Annotated in this window: 11 protein-coding genes; 4 read left to right on the top strand and 7 right to left on the bottom strand. The window is 49.3% G+C overall.

Going from position 1 to position 17,141, the window contains the following annotated elements:
• Positions 1-9: 9 nt before the first annotated feature.
• The 7 genes from PCO85_04870 to PCO85_04840 all read right to left on the bottom strand — a co-directional run bounded on the left by PCO85_04870 (position 10) and on the right by PCO85_04840 (position 14,663).
• Complete coding sequence (locus PCO85_04870; protein WJV54771.1) at positions 10-2,571, bottom strand: aminotransferase class III-fold pyridoxal phosphate-dependent enzyme; 2,562 nt, start codon at positions 2,569-2,571, stop codon at positions 10-12.
• Entirely contained in the window at positions 2,568-5,168 is a 2,601-nt protein-coding gene (locus tag PCO85_04865; protein WJV54770.1) for a biosynthesis protein PigD, read from the bottom strand. The genes PCO85_04870 and PCO85_04865 overlap by 4 nt, the downstream gene beginning before the upstream one ends.
• Before the next feature lie 162 nt (positions 5,169-5,330).
• Positions 5,331-8,003, bottom strand: coding sequence for a PEP/pyruvate-binding domain-containing protein (locus PCO85_04860; GenBank protein WJV54769.1), 2,673 nt, complete (start codon positions 8,001-8,003; stop codon positions 5,331-5,333).
• Positions 8,000-10,012, bottom strand: a complete 2,013-nt coding sequence (locus PCO85_04855) for a DUF6041 domain-containing protein (protein ID WJV54768.1) — start codon at positions 10,010-10,012, stop codon at positions 8,000-8,002. The genes PCO85_04860 and PCO85_04855 overlap by 4 nt, the downstream gene beginning before the upstream one ends.
• Positions 10,009-11,169: an acyl-CoA dehydrogenase family protein gene (locus tag PCO85_04850; protein WJV54767.1), complete on the bottom strand. Its 1,161-nt coding sequence runs from the start codon at positions 11,167-11,169 to the stop codon at positions 10,009-10,011. The genes PCO85_04855 and PCO85_04850 overlap by 4 nt, the downstream gene beginning before the upstream one ends.
• 920 nt (positions 11,170-12,089) lie before the next feature.
• Positions 12,090-13,754 carry an FAD-dependent oxidoreductase gene (locus tag PCO85_04845; protein ID WJV54766.1) on the bottom strand — a complete coding sequence of 555 codons (1,665 nt, stop codon included), beginning with the start codon at positions 13,752-13,754 and terminating at the stop codon, positions 12,090-12,092.
• 48 nt (positions 13,755-13,802) lie between these two features.
• Complete coding sequence (locus tag PCO85_04840; protein ID WJV54765.1) at positions 13,803-14,663, bottom strand: MBL fold metallo-hydrolase; 861 nt, start codon at positions 14,661-14,663, stop codon at positions 13,803-13,805.
• Positions 14,664-14,793: 130 nt separating this feature from the next.
• On the opposite strand from PCO85_04840, the gene PCO85_04835 reads away from it, so the two are divergent.
• From PCO85_04835 to PCO85_04820, 4 genes are read left to right on the top strand one after another with little or no spacing between them, the layout of a single operon-like run.
• Positions 14,794-15,150 carry a metalloregulator ArsR/SmtB family transcription factor gene (locus PCO85_04835; GenBank protein ID WJV54764.1) on the top strand — a complete coding sequence of 119 codons (357 nt, stop codon included), beginning with the start codon at positions 14,794-14,796 and terminating at the stop codon, positions 15,148-15,150.
• Positions 15,140-15,568, top strand: a complete 429-nt coding sequence (locus PCO85_04830) for a YeeE/YedE family protein (protein WJV54763.1) — start codon at positions 15,140-15,142, stop codon at positions 15,566-15,568. Before PCO85_04835 ends, PCO85_04830 begins: the two co-directional genes overlap by 11 nt.
• A 54-nt stretch (positions 15,569-15,622) precedes the next feature.
• The gene (locus PCO85_04825; protein ID WJV54762.1) at positions 15,623-16,045 is read left to right on the top strand and encodes a YeeE/YedE family protein; all 423 of its coding nucleotides are present in this window, start codon (positions 15,623-15,625) and stop codon (positions 16,043-16,045) included.
• Positions 16,046-16,085: 40 nt separating this feature from the next.
• Positions 16,086-16,901 (top strand): sulfite exporter TauE/SafE family protein, encoded by an 816-nt coding sequence (locus tag PCO85_04820; protein ID WJV54761.1) that lies wholly within the window; start codon positions 16,086-16,088, stop codon positions 16,899-16,901.
• Positions 16,902-17,141: the final 240 nt, after the last annotated feature.

Here is a 17,141-nt window from a genome sequence, read left to right as displayed (position 1 = left end):
TCAGCGTCCTTACTCTAAAAATGTTGATAGCTCGTCGCACACCGTGGCAAACGCACTGACAAAGCGATCGATCTCAGCTTTGCTGATGGTCAGTGGCGGTTGAATTCGAATAACGGTTGAGCTGTTGGCAGTAATAAAGGTCAGAATGTTGTGATCCTGGCAAAGCTTGGTCACAAATTTCATGCAGAACATTTCACCCAGTGATTGTTCCATACGCTCCATCGCCGCCTTTAAGTGGGCTTGTACCGGATCAGGCAGGAATTTCCAGGTTGTGTGCCAATCACCAGGCAGTCGGGTGGCAAATTCGCGGGCCGAAGCATCAACAGCACCAGCGAAGGTTTGATCGAACTGGATCCCTAACATCAAGCCGCGTCCGCGGATTTCCGCCACAAAGGGGTATTGGGCAGCGACATCGGTAAGCGCCTGCTTAAAATACGTGCCCAGCCGCTCGGCGTTCCCAACCAGATCCTGAGCCAGAATTTCTCTTAACGCACTGAGTGCCACCACCGCCGCGATATTCCCGCCGCCAAAGGTCGAGCTGTGCATCAAAAAGCGGTCTGCGGTGCCATAGGCCCGTTGCCAAATATCGGCTCGACATAGCGTGGCGCCAATAGGCATTACCCCGCCGGACAGTGATTTCGATAGCATCAGTACATCCGGTTCGATCCCCTCCCACTCACAGGCAAAGAGCTTCCCGGTGCGCCCCAACCCAGTTTGCACTTCATCAACCATCAGTAAGGTGTCGGTTTGGCGACAGATCTCCTGAACGGCTCGCAGATATCCAGGCGGAGGAACATGGACCCCGCCTTCACCCTGAATCGGTTCGATCATTAACGCACCGATGTCATCACGGCTTAAGGTCTGCCGCAGTGCCTCAATATCAGCAAACGGTACTTCAATCATCGACGCCAGCAGTGGCTTAAAATGACGGCGGTGTTTTTCTCGTCCGGTAATGGATAACGCGCCCAGCGTTTTGCCATGGTAGCTATTTTTCAGATATGCAATGCCAGCTTTGCCCGTCGACGCTTTGGCCAGCTTCATTGCCGCCTCGACCGCCTCCGTCCCTGAATTACTGAAGAACACTCTTCCCATATTGCCAGGGGCGAAATGGCAGAGCACTTCGGCCAATTTGGCAGCTTGCTCGGGGATCGAAATATACTGAATAAAATTGGGCCCCTGAGCATCGAGATAGGCTTTTAACGCATCGACGATCGGTTGTGGATTGTGACCCAGATTGATGCAACCATAACCGGCCACCATATCCAGAAAGGCTTCGCCGTCAGCGGTAAACAGCTGAGTACCCGAGGCCCGCCGGAATACATTGTCACAGTGTTGCAGTTTGAGAAATTCCACCATCATCGGGTTAATAAACTGATGGTAACGATCCAGAGTATCTTCTCTGGCAGGATCCTGAGCAATAATCGCGTCGATAAAGGCTAACTGCGACGCTGGCTGTTGTTCAGTATCAGGTTCATCGGAATAAATATCATGGTGATAGTAACGCTTGAGATTGATCACCCGTTGACGATCAATCCGCTCACCATAAGAGGCCAGTGGATAGACCAGAAAACCATGTTTTTCCGCAAGCTCCCCGATATCGAGCACCTTATCCAGCGCCAGATAGCGGCCCAACGAGAAATTTTCCCGGCGATTTTCCAATGCTAAAACAATGGTTTCCGCCATACAGCCATTCAATTGCTGTTTAATGGTGACGTTCAGTGACTCACCACCCAGTTTGACCGCATCGATGGCCGTAACGCAGCCGCCGTCGATAATCAAAATGTCGTCCCGATCGGGACGCGTGTCAGAATTGATATCTCTGGGCAGTGCCACATCAATAAAGACCGACCCCGGTTGCAGTTTATACGGGTCAATCACGCCCCCGGCGGATGTTGCGGCGACAAACAATTTACAACGCGGGTATAAATCCTCGGGATCACTGGTCAACGTGACGCGTGAGCGATACTGCTCCGGCAAATGGCTGAGCAACTCGTCTTTATCTTTATGGCCAGCCCGATGCAGCAAATGCAGGGAAAAACCCTGGGCGAGCAATAGCTGGCTCAGCGCCAAACAGATGGACCCCGGATAGCCGACAATCGCAACCGGCTCCTGCTCTGGTTGAATATCCAGCCAGGACTGAATCTGCATCAGCGCTTTGTAACCCGCATAGGTGGTTAACGAATTACCAGAGGTCACCGGAACCGGTGATTTCTCGGCGGTGGCTTCACCACGCCGCCCGACGATGGAGGTGAAGCCGCCTAAACCGACCAGTTCAGCGCCATCCTCGACCAGTTCTTCGATACCCGACACCACACGATTGGCAATGCCGCGGGCATCAGCCAGCATCTCATCCGCGACCAGAGGCATGTATTTGATCACCCCTTCACAGGTGGCGCCGGTCGCTGAGGTAATTTTGGCAAAGTTCATGAAAGGGACCAGGTTTTCCCGGCGCCAAAGGTCTCGTTTGTACCCGCTATGCAACTCCGTCGAATTACGCTGTAATAAATCGAGCATTTTGACATAGCGTTTTAAACCAACCGAGGTTGGATGAGCGATAAATCCAAACTTCATGATATAGCTTCCTTGTTTTGACCTTGGTCGAATGAAGTGCTTGTCGATTCGGGCTGGCGAGCCGCCCAGTCTTTGCGCTCTTGCAGCGCTTCCCGGTCGCAGGGGTCGCGTTGCCAGCCTTTGGCTGTGGCTAACGAAATGCCATCCCCTTCATTGTTATGCCCCAGTACCACTGAAAACAGGTTCAGTCGTTTGGGTGTCATCAATGCATGACGAATGGTGTCCTCATCAAAATGAGTGAGTGTTTTACCCTGAATATGAAAATCATCCACCGTCTGTTCAAACGCAGGTTGATCAACGTTCACCAGGCGCATCTGCCGCGATGTGCGGTTAAACAAAATGCGCTCCTGATAGGTGTTGATGACCGACAAGCCGCCATTGCAAAAATAGAAAATGGTGATGCTTTTATTGAGTAACTGCGGATGGGTGAGAATGTTGTCGATAAAGGCGGGTAAAATATCCGGCACAATCCCTTTGGCCCCATCGCCGATAAACGCCACCACATGAGTGGGACTGGTATGCGCCAGATAGCTGGTGGCCAGTAATGCATCGCCCATCAAGGCCCGACCATACCAACCCGAGAAACCGCGCCGCGTCTTGGCAACATTGCGTACCGCTGAAATACCACAACGCCCCACATCGTAAACCCCGGTAAAATCGAAATTTTCCGTCTTGATTAAATTCTCGATAACCCGATTCAATTGGCAAAAAAAGTAGTTCGCCGACATCGGCAGGCTGGGTAACTGGCTAACAACATCTGAAGGGGAATCCAGATAGGCAGCGATGAGCGCTTTACGTTTCTCCCGTAGTGCCGCATCGACATGCAGATTGGCTTTCACCGCCCGGAGGAAAGTCAGGCAATCCATATGCAGTTTCAAATCGGCATACGGCGATAAGTGTCGTTCATCGTGCGTGAGTTGTACCAAATGCACCTTGCGCTCGAGCCGACCATCAGAGAACGGTGTGGTGATCTGCGCCACACGGCTTTTGATCATAAACACACTTTGATCACTCATTGGATTGAGTTTGTCGTTGGTATGCAGGAAGTTGTAAACCCGGGGGCTATAACCATAAATGGCCAGGGTTCCCAAATAGTGGGGATTGCGCTTGCCCTGATAATATTTCGGTGCCGAACCCGGATGCGCTAACGAATCCACCAGCGCCAGGCCGGCAGCATCGGCAATTTCATGAACCAGGGCATACTCATCGTCACTGACCGGTCCTAACTGCCAGACCAGTTTTTCCGGCCCGTCATTAATCAGCGCCATGGCTTGCTCAAAACTGTCGCTTATCGGTGGGCAGTCATAGGCTGGCAAACCAGAAACCGGCGGCAAGTCACCAGGCACCGGCTCCAACGAGAGAGTCGATTCCAGTACATTTTGCGTCGCTAAAATAACGACCGGCCCCTGGGCCTGATGGTAGAGCCGAAACACTTCAGCCAGGCCATCAGTAATCCCGTCGACATCATCAATATAGACATACGGAATACGTTTGGCAGCCAGGACATCACGCATGTCTTCAGTCGGCGTCTGTGTGCCCTGGAAGCTATACCACTGATTATTACGATTCTCTGCGGCAACGATGATGCCCTGTGCTGCCGTCTCTTTCAGATTGATCAGTGTGCCTTTAAATTCATCCATCATGCCGGAGGTCACAACCCCCAGAAAAGGCATACGATAAAGCTGCCAGTTCGCCATGGCGCCACAGGCAATGGCATGCTCGTTAGGACCACGCAGAACTAACGCACCATGCGCTTCGGCATGTCTGTCCAGATAACCGATCAGATTAGAGATGATCGAACCGGTATAGTAAGACACCAACCAACGGCTGGCGGCGGTACGCTCAAAAAATTGAATCAGTTGCTCGGCCAGGGTGTTATGAAGTGCCAATGCCCCAATCGGTTTGACACGGCGGTTGGTGTAATTCATCTCAAAAAAGTCCATCCACAAACACAGCAGTTCGGTTTGGAAGATGGCGGGGTCTTCACTGCGGACAATTTCCCGATACTGCTGGGGTAGATAACGAAACGACGAACGGACATCACGAATAAAGGTTACTGTTGAGAAAGTGGTATAAAAAGCGGGGATCCCACCTCTCTGCATGGCGCTATAAAACGCGTCCAGATCCCGGTCAATTTTCTCAATGCTATCGTCAACATTCCCCAACGAGGTTTGATCGTAAAACAACATTCCCATCTGAAATTCAGGTTGCTGTTCCAGAGCATGGGTATAAATAATTTTCCCCGTCGCTTCGGCAAGACTGGCACACTGGATGACTTGAATATTGAGCGCTTTGCTCTGATTTTTTAGAAAATGAATAGCTTTTTCGCGGGCTTCGGAATAAAGCGGGTCCGACGCTAATTCAGATAACTTCAGCGGGAGTTCTGATTGAATATGCACGCGATTGAACACATAGTCGCGAATATCATTTAACACGCTGAGCCCGGTTTGAAAAAACGCGGGATTGCGCGTCACAACCACCACACCCACAGTGAGGGTGTCAGGTTCCATCCCTGGACAGGGGGCTTGTTCTGCTTTCCAGGCCTGCTCATAAGAAGAGCAGCCTGCTTGTCTTGTTTGTCCTATCATGGTTGTCATGACCGAATCCTTATGCAGCCAAAATATAGTTATGACGTCGGCCAATCAGACAAATTTGGCACGACACAGCCCGTAACGACGTTGCCGTGACTATGGCCACACGCATCGCCATCGTTGTGTTGCATTCATTACAGTGATGTAAATCAGATCGTGACAGCCCGGTTAACCGTCATGGTTGCGCTCCTCCTGGTGTTGGATAATGACCGTCCCGCTATCTCCATCGAGGATCAACATGTCGCCACTATTGATCATCTGGGTGGCGGTTTTCAGGTTCACCACGGCGGGTATCCCAAACTCACGCGCGACAATACAACTGTGTGAAAGTGTGGAACCAATATCCGTGACAATACCGGCCGCCAGGGCAAATAACGGCGTCCAACTGGCATCGGTAAAACGAGCAACCAGAATTTCGTCTGGCTGGAACTCACCGGCCTGGACCTGTAAGTCAGTAATCACCCGCGCTTTGGCCACTACGTTGCCAGGACTGGCCGCCAGGCCAGTGAGTGACCGGATGGTTTTATCATCCTGCGTGGGTGCTTTCACTTTGGGGGTATAGGGACCGACAATCGCCATCGGCGGTTCTTCGGCATGTAAATTGAATAGATGTTGATGGCGATTCTGATCGAGCCGCGCTTTGGAAAATGCCTGTTCAGCGGGGATGGTCCCCGCCACATAAGCACGGAACTGTTCAAAATCGACATAGGGCAGATCGACACTACTGACAACCCCTTGCGCGTCCAGACGCCGTAAGACTTCCAGCATGATGCAACGGTAGAACCAGGTCTCGGTGATAAACGTTGGCCGCGTCGCTTCACGGCGCTCGGCCATCATGCCATACAGCTTGATGAGGGTTTTTAGCTTGAAGCGGCCCGACCAGGACATCGCATTGAACAGTGCTTCACTATCCTGTTGGCGCAGCAGTTCCGTTTCCCTGAGCTTCTTGTGCAAATCTACCGGGTGTTGCAAATACATCTTCATTACTTGCAATAGATAACTCGGGTCATCACGCCAACGCGGGATGCTCAGATCAAACTCCTGGCGACCGCGAGAACCAAATTCAACCAGAAAATCTTCAAAATCGCCCTGCCAGAAAGCTCGGGATATTTCATGGTCAGGTAGCAGGGTGACTAACTCATCGGCACGATGCTGTTCAAATAACGCTTTTAATTCAGTCTGTTGATTAACTGTCGTAACCAATTTGATGATACCGAGCGTCACTTCGATCGTGCGCAGGTTATTCATCGACGCCTTGATGCGATTTTGCAGTCCTTTACCATCCTTGATATGGCGTTCACAGGCTTGCGCCAGCGCATCGTAAAGGGCAAATGATTGCAGAAAAAATGGCATATACGCCGCACAGCTATCGAGAAAAAAGCGGTCAATCCGTTGCAACTCTTGATCCAACTGCTGAAGCGTCATGGCGGTTAAATCAAGCCGCAGAAACCGTTTGGTTTCATCCTGACGCAGGGCAATCATCTGCTCGACGGTCCTGGCGGCGCTGCGCATATTGCGGACTTGCTGTTTTAGCCAGTACCAACAACTCTTGGCATAATCCCAGCCCTGCACGCCCACACCATAGGGGTTTTTATAGTCCCTAAAATCGATCTCGTCCGTGGCATAGCGAGTGGTGAACTTCATTTCATTACGGGTCGGTGGACACTGCCTGAGCATATAGGCCGAACCGGAAATATTCAGATAAACATAGCCCTGGATATAGCCCATATAGATCTGCCAGTGACTAATATCGGCAAGCCCCATGGTCTTGATGGCTGGGCCATGAATGTGCTTTTGATAGAACTGACAGAATGACAACCCCAGTGGCGTCATCAGCCCCGTCACAATCTCTCCGGTATCCATCCGCGAGAAAAAAGCGCCGTCCCTCACCACCGGGTCGCTTTCCCACGGATTGGCGTAGATAACGTTAGCCGCTTTGGCCGATGTGGTTACCGGACGCGCCTGTAATAACCAGACTTTGTCATCTTTCACCGCCCATTCAATATCCAGTTCGGTGTTATAGATAAGCTGGGCCTGTCTGGCCAGCGTGACCAACTGTTGCAACTGAGCTGGCGTCAGACTGGGGAGATTCCGTTTGGCCTCCGGGGTTTGCAACAGTGTCACCAGACCATGTTCGTCCCGCTGGCAGTAATTCGGTTTGTGGCGAATCTGCTGATCACATAGCTCACCGGTGGCTTTATCCAGCGTGAAACTATCCGTAGTGACTTGCCCGGAAACAACGCCCTCCCCCAGCCCCCAACAACTGTCAATCACCACCTTATCGGTGCTCCCTGACAGAGGGTCTTGAGTAAACATCACTCCCGCCGCATCGGCATCAACCATCACTTGCAGAATTACGGCAATGGCGCTGTGCGACGCAGGCTCATGACGATATTGAGCCGCTCGCTCAGCCCAAAGCGACGCCCAACAAGCCTGGACTTTGTGCAACACTGCCTCTGAACCCTTCACATGCAGGTAAGTCTCGTACTGCCCGGCAAATGACTGACGTTGACCATCTTCATCCAATGCCGAAGAACGAACCGCAATGGTCGTGTCATGGCCCAGATGTTGATAAGCATCATCAATAGCCCGCTTTAGCGAGTCGGGAATATCGGCACGCAGGATGGCGTCACGCACCGCAATCAGGTCGCCATCAGTTAATTCCGCCCCCGGCACTGCTTCTTCAATAAACTGTTGGTAGGCTTGTGCCGTCACACAAAATGCCGAAGGTACTGGCAGGCCCGCATGAATCAGGTTGTTGAGTGAGTAACCCTTACCGCCCAAGTGGTGATGTTCAAGTGCCTTGTCACCAGATATTTCAACAACCAGTGGTTGATTCATCCCGCCACCTCCATGGCATTTTCCGTATCCATGAGTTGTGCTTTAACCGCGTTGGCTGCATCAAGTCCCGACAGAATGGCACTCTCGATATTGCCGACACCCACACTGTCCTGATTAGCAAAATAAATATTTTCAAATGCCTGACTGGCAGTTTCGAATACGCCTTCAGCTTGTTGTCCCACGACCGACGTCACCAGTCCTGCAGGCCAATACCAGATCTGGATGTCCTCAATAACTTCGGCGCCAATCCCTATGTTGCGCAGAACTTTGGCAATTTCGGCATAGGTTTGCTGTTGTAGCGCTAAAAAAGCATCCTGTGCGGTACGGTCTTGCCGTTCTGACCGCGTCGTGGGTTTAAGCAATGTCAGCACGCCCACATCCACGTCAGCATGATCGTCCATCCAGTTGGCAACCAGGCAAGTCCCCGCTTTACACCAAGAGAACGGATCTTTATTGCTGTCCGGTTCGATCATATAGCCACCAAACGAATGGCCCAGCACCGGTTTTGACAGGAATACATTCGCCAGATAGTAGTCTTCATGACGAATTTTCTTGATGGCCGCCAACTGGTTGGCCGGCAATCCCGGCAGCCATGTGGCAAGTTGTGTTTTAGGTGCGGCCCAAATGATCTGTTGAGCCTGCACTTGGCGAGGTTGACCATTGATCGTGAACTGGATGCATGCACCATTGTGCTGCGGCTCAACCGCTGTCAACTGGACATGGTTTTGCAACGTGACATTGCGCTGATGGCTTAGATACTTACACAACCCCGCACTGATACTGCCATTACCGCCAGGCAGGGTGACCAGGTTTCCGCGCAGATAGCCCACCAGAAAGTGCAAACCGACATAGGCGGAGACATCATGAATATCCAGACACTCAACCCGCAAAGTGGTGGATACTGCATTCTCAACCAGTTTGCCCAGTCTGGCGGGTGGCCGCAGCTGTTCCGGTAACCGGCCAAGCTTATCCGGCTCAAACAAATAGGTGTAAAGGGAAATGTTATCGAGCAACTCCATATACGCTTTGCTCCAGGAACCGTTCGGTGTCCAGGGCAGGCGTGGATAAAAGTCGCCGCGAGGAGAGAACTTATCCAGAAAGGTATAAAGATCGGCAAAGATCGGGTCACCAAGTTGCTTGGCCGCTACCACGTAGGGTTTACCAATTATCGCATGCAGAAAAAGCTGGCTGGTCAGCCCCCAGACCGAGAGTTTGAGCAGATAACGCGGTTGCTTAATAAAGCCAACCACAATTTCACCTAAGCATTTGAGCAATAAAAAGGTATCAAAAAAGACCAGCGTGTCCTTTTCGTTGGACTTGTATTTTCCCTCCAGACCAATCTTTTTCAGTAAGCGCAGCATATTCGAACCGGGAAACGGTTCTTGAAAACAAACACCGGCGGTGGGATGCTTTAACCGGTTAAAGGTGTGGTAGCGGGCATTCCCCCCGAAAGTGGAACTTTTTTCAAGCACCAACACCCGTTCATGAGTAAATTCACTGGCCGCCGTCAGTCCGGAGGCACCACCGCCGATAATCACGACATCATACTCATCCCCCAAGGGAGCAGAAAACGATGATTCAGAAGAGGGTGTGGGCAGAGAAAAAGACGTGGTCGGAAAGGTTCGCGGCTTAGGCTTACGGTGATACTGACCGCGCAGCATGTAAAGCGCGGCCAGCGCAAATACGCCATCCAGCAACATGACCTGGGGCTGGGACTGATGCAAAATCACCACAAAGACAGCCATCATCAAAAGCTGGGCGTAGATCACCAGCGTCGTCCAGAGTGGGTTGAGCATTAATATCACTCCCGACCCAAACAGCACCACTCCCACAAGGATATTGATCACATCACCATGTGCGCCCAGCCAGATACTCGCCGCCGCGTACCAGGTTCCTTGGTTGGCAATTGCCGCCTGCCGAAGAACAGCGGGAACATTCTCAAATTGCGGGAAAGCTTTCGCCAAACCGGCAAGCATATAGAGGATGCCGAAGAGCCGTTGAATAATCATGATGATGTTCCCCTTAAACCGAGTTTACGGGCAATAATCTCTTTCTGGATATCATTGGTACCGGAGAAAATTCGACTCGGGATCATATTCAAAAGATGGCGAACCAGGCCGAGTTCCTGATCCATCGCTGCTCCGCCAAAAGTTTGAATGGCATCCAGACCGGATTGAACCGCGTACTCGGAAATCAGCAGTTTACTCATGGCGATATCGGCTTCGGCATCCTGACCCTGATCATGTTTCCAACAGGCGCGATAGAGCATCAACCGACACTGCTCCAGGCGCAGTTTCATATCGATAATTCGATTAGAGACAGATTGGAACTGACCGATCGCCTTACCAAATTGCTGGCGCGCTTTGGCATACTCTAGGGTCGTTTCTAAAAGGCGCGCCAATCCCCCCACAAACAGGGCTGACAAACAGCCTTTTTCCCAAATCATTGAATCATGGAAAATAGCCCCGCCCGCACCTTCCATCCCGATACGCTGTGATTGAGGAATAAAAATGTCGTTGAAAACGATCTCACTCCAGGGGCAATTAGAAAGACAATCTTTCGGGATCACCTCCCCTACGTTCAGGCCCGGCGTGCCTTTCTCGATAAGAAAGGCCGACACGCCCAGGAACCCGTGATCAGGATTTGTTTTCGCATAGATGATAAATACATCGGCAATCGGCGCATTGGTAATAAAAATCTTTTTCCCATTAAGAATATATCCCCCCTCGCAGGGTTGGGCTGTCGCCTTCATATTGTAAATATCGGAACCTGCATCAGGTTCGGTGGCCGCATTCGCTGCAATTAATTTCCCGGTCACTAACGATTCAAGATATTTATCTTTCAATTCACTTGAACCAAAACGATAGAGAGGAATAACACAAGCGCATAAATGGGCACATAATGAAAACGATAATCCAATATCACGGCTTCCTTTTCCCAGGGCCTCGATCATCAATGCAGTATCAAGCGCCCCCAGCTCCGAGCCGCCAAATTGGTGAGAAACCGGACCATGTGCAAATCCATAAGCAGCGGCCTTTTTCCATAATTCAGTACTTAAAATCTTCTGTGATATTCGCGTTTTTGCATCTTGATCTAATACATCGCAAGCAAATTTATATGCTGACTCATAAATATCTGACTGACTATTTGACAGGTTAAAATCCATAAAACACTCCATTGCTTCCATTGCTACAACGGTTAATTGACTTCGCTATTATCTTTAATGTTGATGAGCACAAAATGCAACATTGGAAAATACGTCGTAATGTGAATAGCTTTCCGGTTACCAGTAACATGGTTACATACCCATAATTAACACATGGTTTAACCTTTGATATATAATAAATTTCCAATAAAACAATAATACATAATATTTTACAAATTACGCTTTTAATAAACAAATATTAAACAATCCAGATCTTACATAAGCGTTTGACGTCGTTCTGACTTACGGAGCAGTGAGAATATTGATGCACTTTTAATATTGATTTAGCTAAGTATTTTTATTACAAGTAAATGGAGGCCATTGTTAAACCGACGCTAAAACGACACTGATGACCGAAGGTCATCAGCTAGGGATTCATTAAGCTTATTGTTACAATCTGGTGAAGAAGAATTGGTGTATCGAGGCAAACCGTGACCATATCATGATATAAATTTATATATTATGGTGTTCCTATGCGTGATTTTTTCTGAATGGAGTGTTAACTGGTCAGTTGGATTAATATTGTATTTTATACAAAACCTCACTTTCCAATATTATTTAAATATTACAATATCATTAAACTTACAATTCAATAAATCCCGAAATTAGAATAGCAAAAATAAACAATTCCATCCAAAAATAAAATACAAAAACAACATAAGAGTAATTACCCAATGCTCGAAAGATTGAATAAATAAGCATATTACATAATAATGAATATAGATGTCCTGGATAACTTTAGTTGCAGGATGGCGGCAAGCGAAAAAATATCGGTTATTGCACTCACATAGTAAAACCGTATTTTATATTACATCATCTGGTTTGGCATGACGGCCCATATACTTGCCATCATGCCAATGATTAATCCGAACGCTAATGGTTCAGGCGGACAACGTCAGGCTGTAGGTTTTATATCCCCCGGACAAATTTCGGGCGCGGAAGCCATGTTGCATGAGTAACCGATAGGCAACATGACCGCGTAAACCCGATTGACAACCGATTAGAATTTCCTTGTCTTTCGGTAGTTCATTTAAGCGACCGCGTAATTCATCAACCGGGATATGTAATGCTTCCGGATATGTACCAATCGTTTTCAACTCTTGTGAGGTACGTATATCCAGCAGGCACTGTCGCTGATGGTCAATATTCACAATGTCGGCGGCATGGCAAATCTTGGTATCACCATTAATCACGTTGCTCGCCAGCATACCTGCCTGGTTAACCACATCACGCGCACTATTAAAAGGAGGCGCATAAGCAAGCTCAAGGTATTCCAAATCCTGAACTTTCAGATGTGCCCGCTGTGCCACCGCTATCACATCAATACATTTATCAATGCCAGCCTTACCCACCGCCTGCGCCCCGAAAATATCGCCAGTAATGGGATTGAACAGCAACTTGAATGAAATCGGAGAACTGCCAGGATAATAACTCGCATGATTGGGTGTATGGATATACACCTTCTGGTAGTCCATTTGTAAACGTCCCAGCGCTTTTTCATTCAATCCCACACTGCCGACAGCATGATCAAACACTTTACAGATAGCCGTACCCTGACTGCGCTGATAGCGACGCTCACCACCCAACATATTCTCGGCGGCGATACGCCCTTGACGGTTGGCAGGGCCGGCCAGAGGGACCAGCATCTCATTACCCGTCACCCATTCTGCAGTTTCGACGACATCACCGACGGCATAAATATGCGGGTCAGATGTCCGCATAAATTCATCAACCTGAATACCGCCATGCTCTGCCAATGTTAATCCGGCACTGTTAGCCAACTGGGTGTCAGGCTTAACGCCGATAGCCAGCAGTACCATGCCAGTAGTCAACTGCTCCGTATTGCTTAGTGTAATTTGCAAACCATCGTGATCATCAATCTGTTTTATCGCGCTTAGGCCGGATTGCAAACGCAAGTCCACACCCTTCTGACGGATCACCTGATGTAATGCGGACGCCATCTCGATATCAATAGACGCCATGACTTGTGAACTCAATTCCAGCAATGTGACCTTGAGCCCCAAATGTACCAGGGACTCCATCATTTCCAGACCGATAAAGCCGCCGCCGACCACCGTTGCATGCGTCACTTTATGCTGCCGGATATGCGCCAGAATATTATCCATATCGGGAATAGTTCGCAGAGTGAACACACCAGGAAGCGTAATGCCCGGTAACGGGGGAATGATAGGACTGGCACCCGTGCTTAACAGCAATTGGTCATAATTTTCGCTGTATATCTCACCGGTGTGCTTATTTTCAATCTGTATCACTCGTTTGGCAGCATCAATATTCAACACTTGATGTTCAATACGCACATCAATGTTGAAGCGCTGAGTAAAATCCTGCGGTATTTTTAGCAAAAGTTGTTGGCGTTCAGGAATTTCCCCACTGATGTGATAGGGCAGGCCACAATTGGCGAAAGAAACATAGGCGCCACGTTCCAATAGAATGATTTCGGCTGTTTCAGATAAGCGCCTGGCCCTGACCGCCGCAGAAGCACCGCCAGCAACCCCACCCACGATAATGATTTTGACTTGACTCACAGCAAACTCCTTTTTTATATCTTGGAGACAAAAAACACTTTTTCTCAATTACAAACGATTTAAGGGAATCTTTAAGTAACTGACGCCATTTTCCTCTGCTGGCGGGAACGTACCAGCGCGGATATTTACCTGGACGGAAGGTAACAAGAGTGTAGGCATCGGCAGAGTTTCATCCCGCGCATGGCGAAGCGCCACAAAGGCTGCCTCATCCACACCATCATGGACATGAATGTTATGCGCGCGTTGTTCCGCAACCGTACATTTCCATAGGGGACCACGGCCGGACGGCGGATAGTCATGACACACATACAGACGTGTATCTGCCGGGAAAGAGAGGATCTTACTGATGGAACGATAGAGTGCCTGAGCATCGCCGCCAGGAAAATCACAGCGGGCCGTGCCGACATCCGGCATGAAAAGGGTATCACCCAGGAAAATGGCATCATCAATATGAAGTGCCATATCCGCCGGGGTATGGCCGGGCACATGCATCGCCTGCAACGATAACTGACCGATTGACAGCATTTCACCGTCTTTCAACAAATGGTCAAATTGCGAACCATCCGGCAAAAATGTGCGTTCAATGTTAAAGATATCCTTGAAGATCTTTTGTACTTCAACAATTTTTTCGCTTATGGCGATCTTCCCGCCGACCTGATCGCGTAGATAGTGCGCCGCTGAAAGATGGTCCGCATGAGCATGGGTTTCCAGCAGCCAATCGACGGTAAGATTATGTTTTACCAGATAATTAATTAACTTATCAGCGGACGCGGTATGCGTGCGCCCAGATTTGGGATCGTAATCCAGAACAGGATCAATAATCGCGGCATGACCACCAGTCTGATCATAAAGAACGTAACTGACGGTGCTGGTGGCAGTATCGAAAAAACCCTCGATATGTAGTGTCATGGTTAACTCCTTACTGGCGGGTTTCGGTCTATTGCCTTAAACAACAAGACTTGAATTAAATATACAATATTATATTATATAACATTGTAAAGTGTTTTGTTGAACTATACCTTAGTTTGAAAGGATCCCTATGGATAACGCGACGATTAGCCAGGAAAAAATTGACCAGGAAAAAATGCGCGACGCCGCCGCAACAGCCACCATGGTATTACGTGCATTGGCTAATGATGATCGTCTGCTGTTGATGTGTCATCTCAGCCAGGGAGAGGCATCAGTAGGTGAAATGGAGGCGGCGTTGGGTATTTATCAACCAACATTATCGCAGCAGTTAGGTGTGATGCGCCGGTTACAACTGGTTGCAACGCGTCGTGAAGGAAAACAGATTTTCTATCGTATTGATGACCCTAAAGTCCTCGTTTTACTCAATACGTTATATCAACTTTACTGTCCAAAAAATGAAATAGAAGGCGCAGGTCATGACCATTAATATTGAGCAGTTCACGCCATTGATGAGTTTTCTCGGAGGAATGTTGATTGGGCTTGCAGCATGGATATTGATCCTTTTCTGTGGCCGCATAGCAGGGATAAGCGGCATCCTGGGCGGATTACTCTCTCCAAAAACGACGGATCGCACCTGGCGACTCGCCTTTCTGATCGGCATCATCGCATCACCGATCTTGTATAGTCTGGTCGCCCCGTTACCTGCCAGTAAGATCGACGCCCCCTGGCCTGTGTTGATCACCGCCGGATTGCTGGTCGGAATAGGCACACGTTATGGTTCCGGCTGTACCAGTGGCCACGGTGTGTGTGGGCTATCGCGCTTATCATTGCGCTCTCTGGTAGCCACACTCACCTTTATGTTGGTGGCCTTTATCACTGTCTGGCTAATGGGTTCACAAATTTAACCCCCCAACTATCTATTCACACTATTTACACCGAAAACCGGTTAAAGGATCCGTATGAACTTACTTTTTTCACTGTTGGCCGGGGTCATATTTGGCATCGGGCTACTGGTCAGTGGGATGGCAAATCCCGCCAAGGTTATTGGATTTTTAGATATCACTCGTATTTGGGACCCTTCATTGGCTTTTGTTATGGGAGGCGCAATCAGCGTCGCCTTTTGCGCTTTTCGTTCTATCAGGAACCGCACACAATCAGTTTATGGTGGGCCGATAAGTTTGCCGACCCGTACGCATATTGATAAACGGTTGGTGGGTGGTGCCATTCTGTTTGGTCTCGGCTGGGGATTGGCAGGAATCTGTCCCGGGCCGGCATTGGTGCTACTCGGTACGGGTGCGACCAAAGGCATTGTATTTGTGGTGGCAATGCTGGCCGGCATGCTGATTTTTGAACAATTAGAAAAAACCAGACAAAGGCATTAATCATGCCCACGCCTACCAGTTCATTCGCTCAGGAAAAAACATGTTCATTTCATTAGTTTTAGGTTTGTGTGTAGGGGCTATTTTAGGGATAACCGGTGCAGGCGGCGGCATTTTTGCCGTTCCTGCCCTGGTCATTGGCATGGGATGGAGCCTCCCACAGGCCGCACCTGTCGCTCTGGTCGCGGTAGCCGGGAGCTCCGCCTTGGGTGCCGTCGAAGCCTGGCGCAAGAATCTGGTGCGCTATCGTGCTGCAATTGTGATGGCATTGGCCGGTATTCCTGTCACCGCTGCTGGCGCTTTTGTCGCTCGCCACACTTCCCCCACGCTACTTACCTTACTTTTCGCCGCCGTAATGATCGTGGTAGCTGTTCGTTTACTACGCAGCCAACACAAAAAAACCACGACGGATACACAAGAGATCACCACTTATCGTGTCGTGTTAGATGAACATACTGAACGATTCGTGTGGACGATGTGGACCTGGTTACTGTTTTTAAGTTTTGGTGCCATTACCGGATTTATGACTGGGCTATTAGCTGTTGGGGGCGGATTTATTATCGTCCCTTTGCTGCGACAATTTACCCCATTGACCATCCACGGTTGTATCGCTACTTCACTGCTAGTCATCGCGCTGGTAAGTTCCGGCGGTATTGTTACCACTGTTATGCATGGCGCATCATTACCGCTCCCCATGACCGTATGGTTCGCACTCAGCACGGCTGCTGGCATGTTCATTGGTCGAAAAATCGGCAATTATTTGCCTGATCATATCGCTCAACTCAGTTTTGCCGGATTATTGATCATTGTGGCACTGGGGATGGCGATAAATGCCACGCTGATTAGGTTTGCCGCCTAATCACTCTTTGACGGTGGTTAAACCACCGTCAGATAATATCCCTCAGAAACTTCAGGTGGTTATTTAGTTTATATATCCCCTTTATCGTTCAGGTTGCATGTATGTTGGCTGCTCTCAATTACTCGCCTCTTGGTTATAAAGCAAACACCCCTCTGGATAGCCGTTACTTGATCCTGCTAAATACTTTCCCTGGTGAGGATATTAAGCACCACTCAGATTGAGTCCTTCATGAGATAGTCT

Origin of the sequence: Prodigiosinella aquatilis, assembly GCA_030388725.1 — a bacterium.
In the GTDB taxonomy this organism is placed as follows: domain Bacteria; phylum Pseudomonadota; class Gammaproteobacteria; order Enterobacterales; family Enterobacteriaceae; genus Prodigiosinella; species Prodigiosinella aquatilis.
This window is presented reverse-complemented; position numbering and strand designations above follow the sequence as displayed.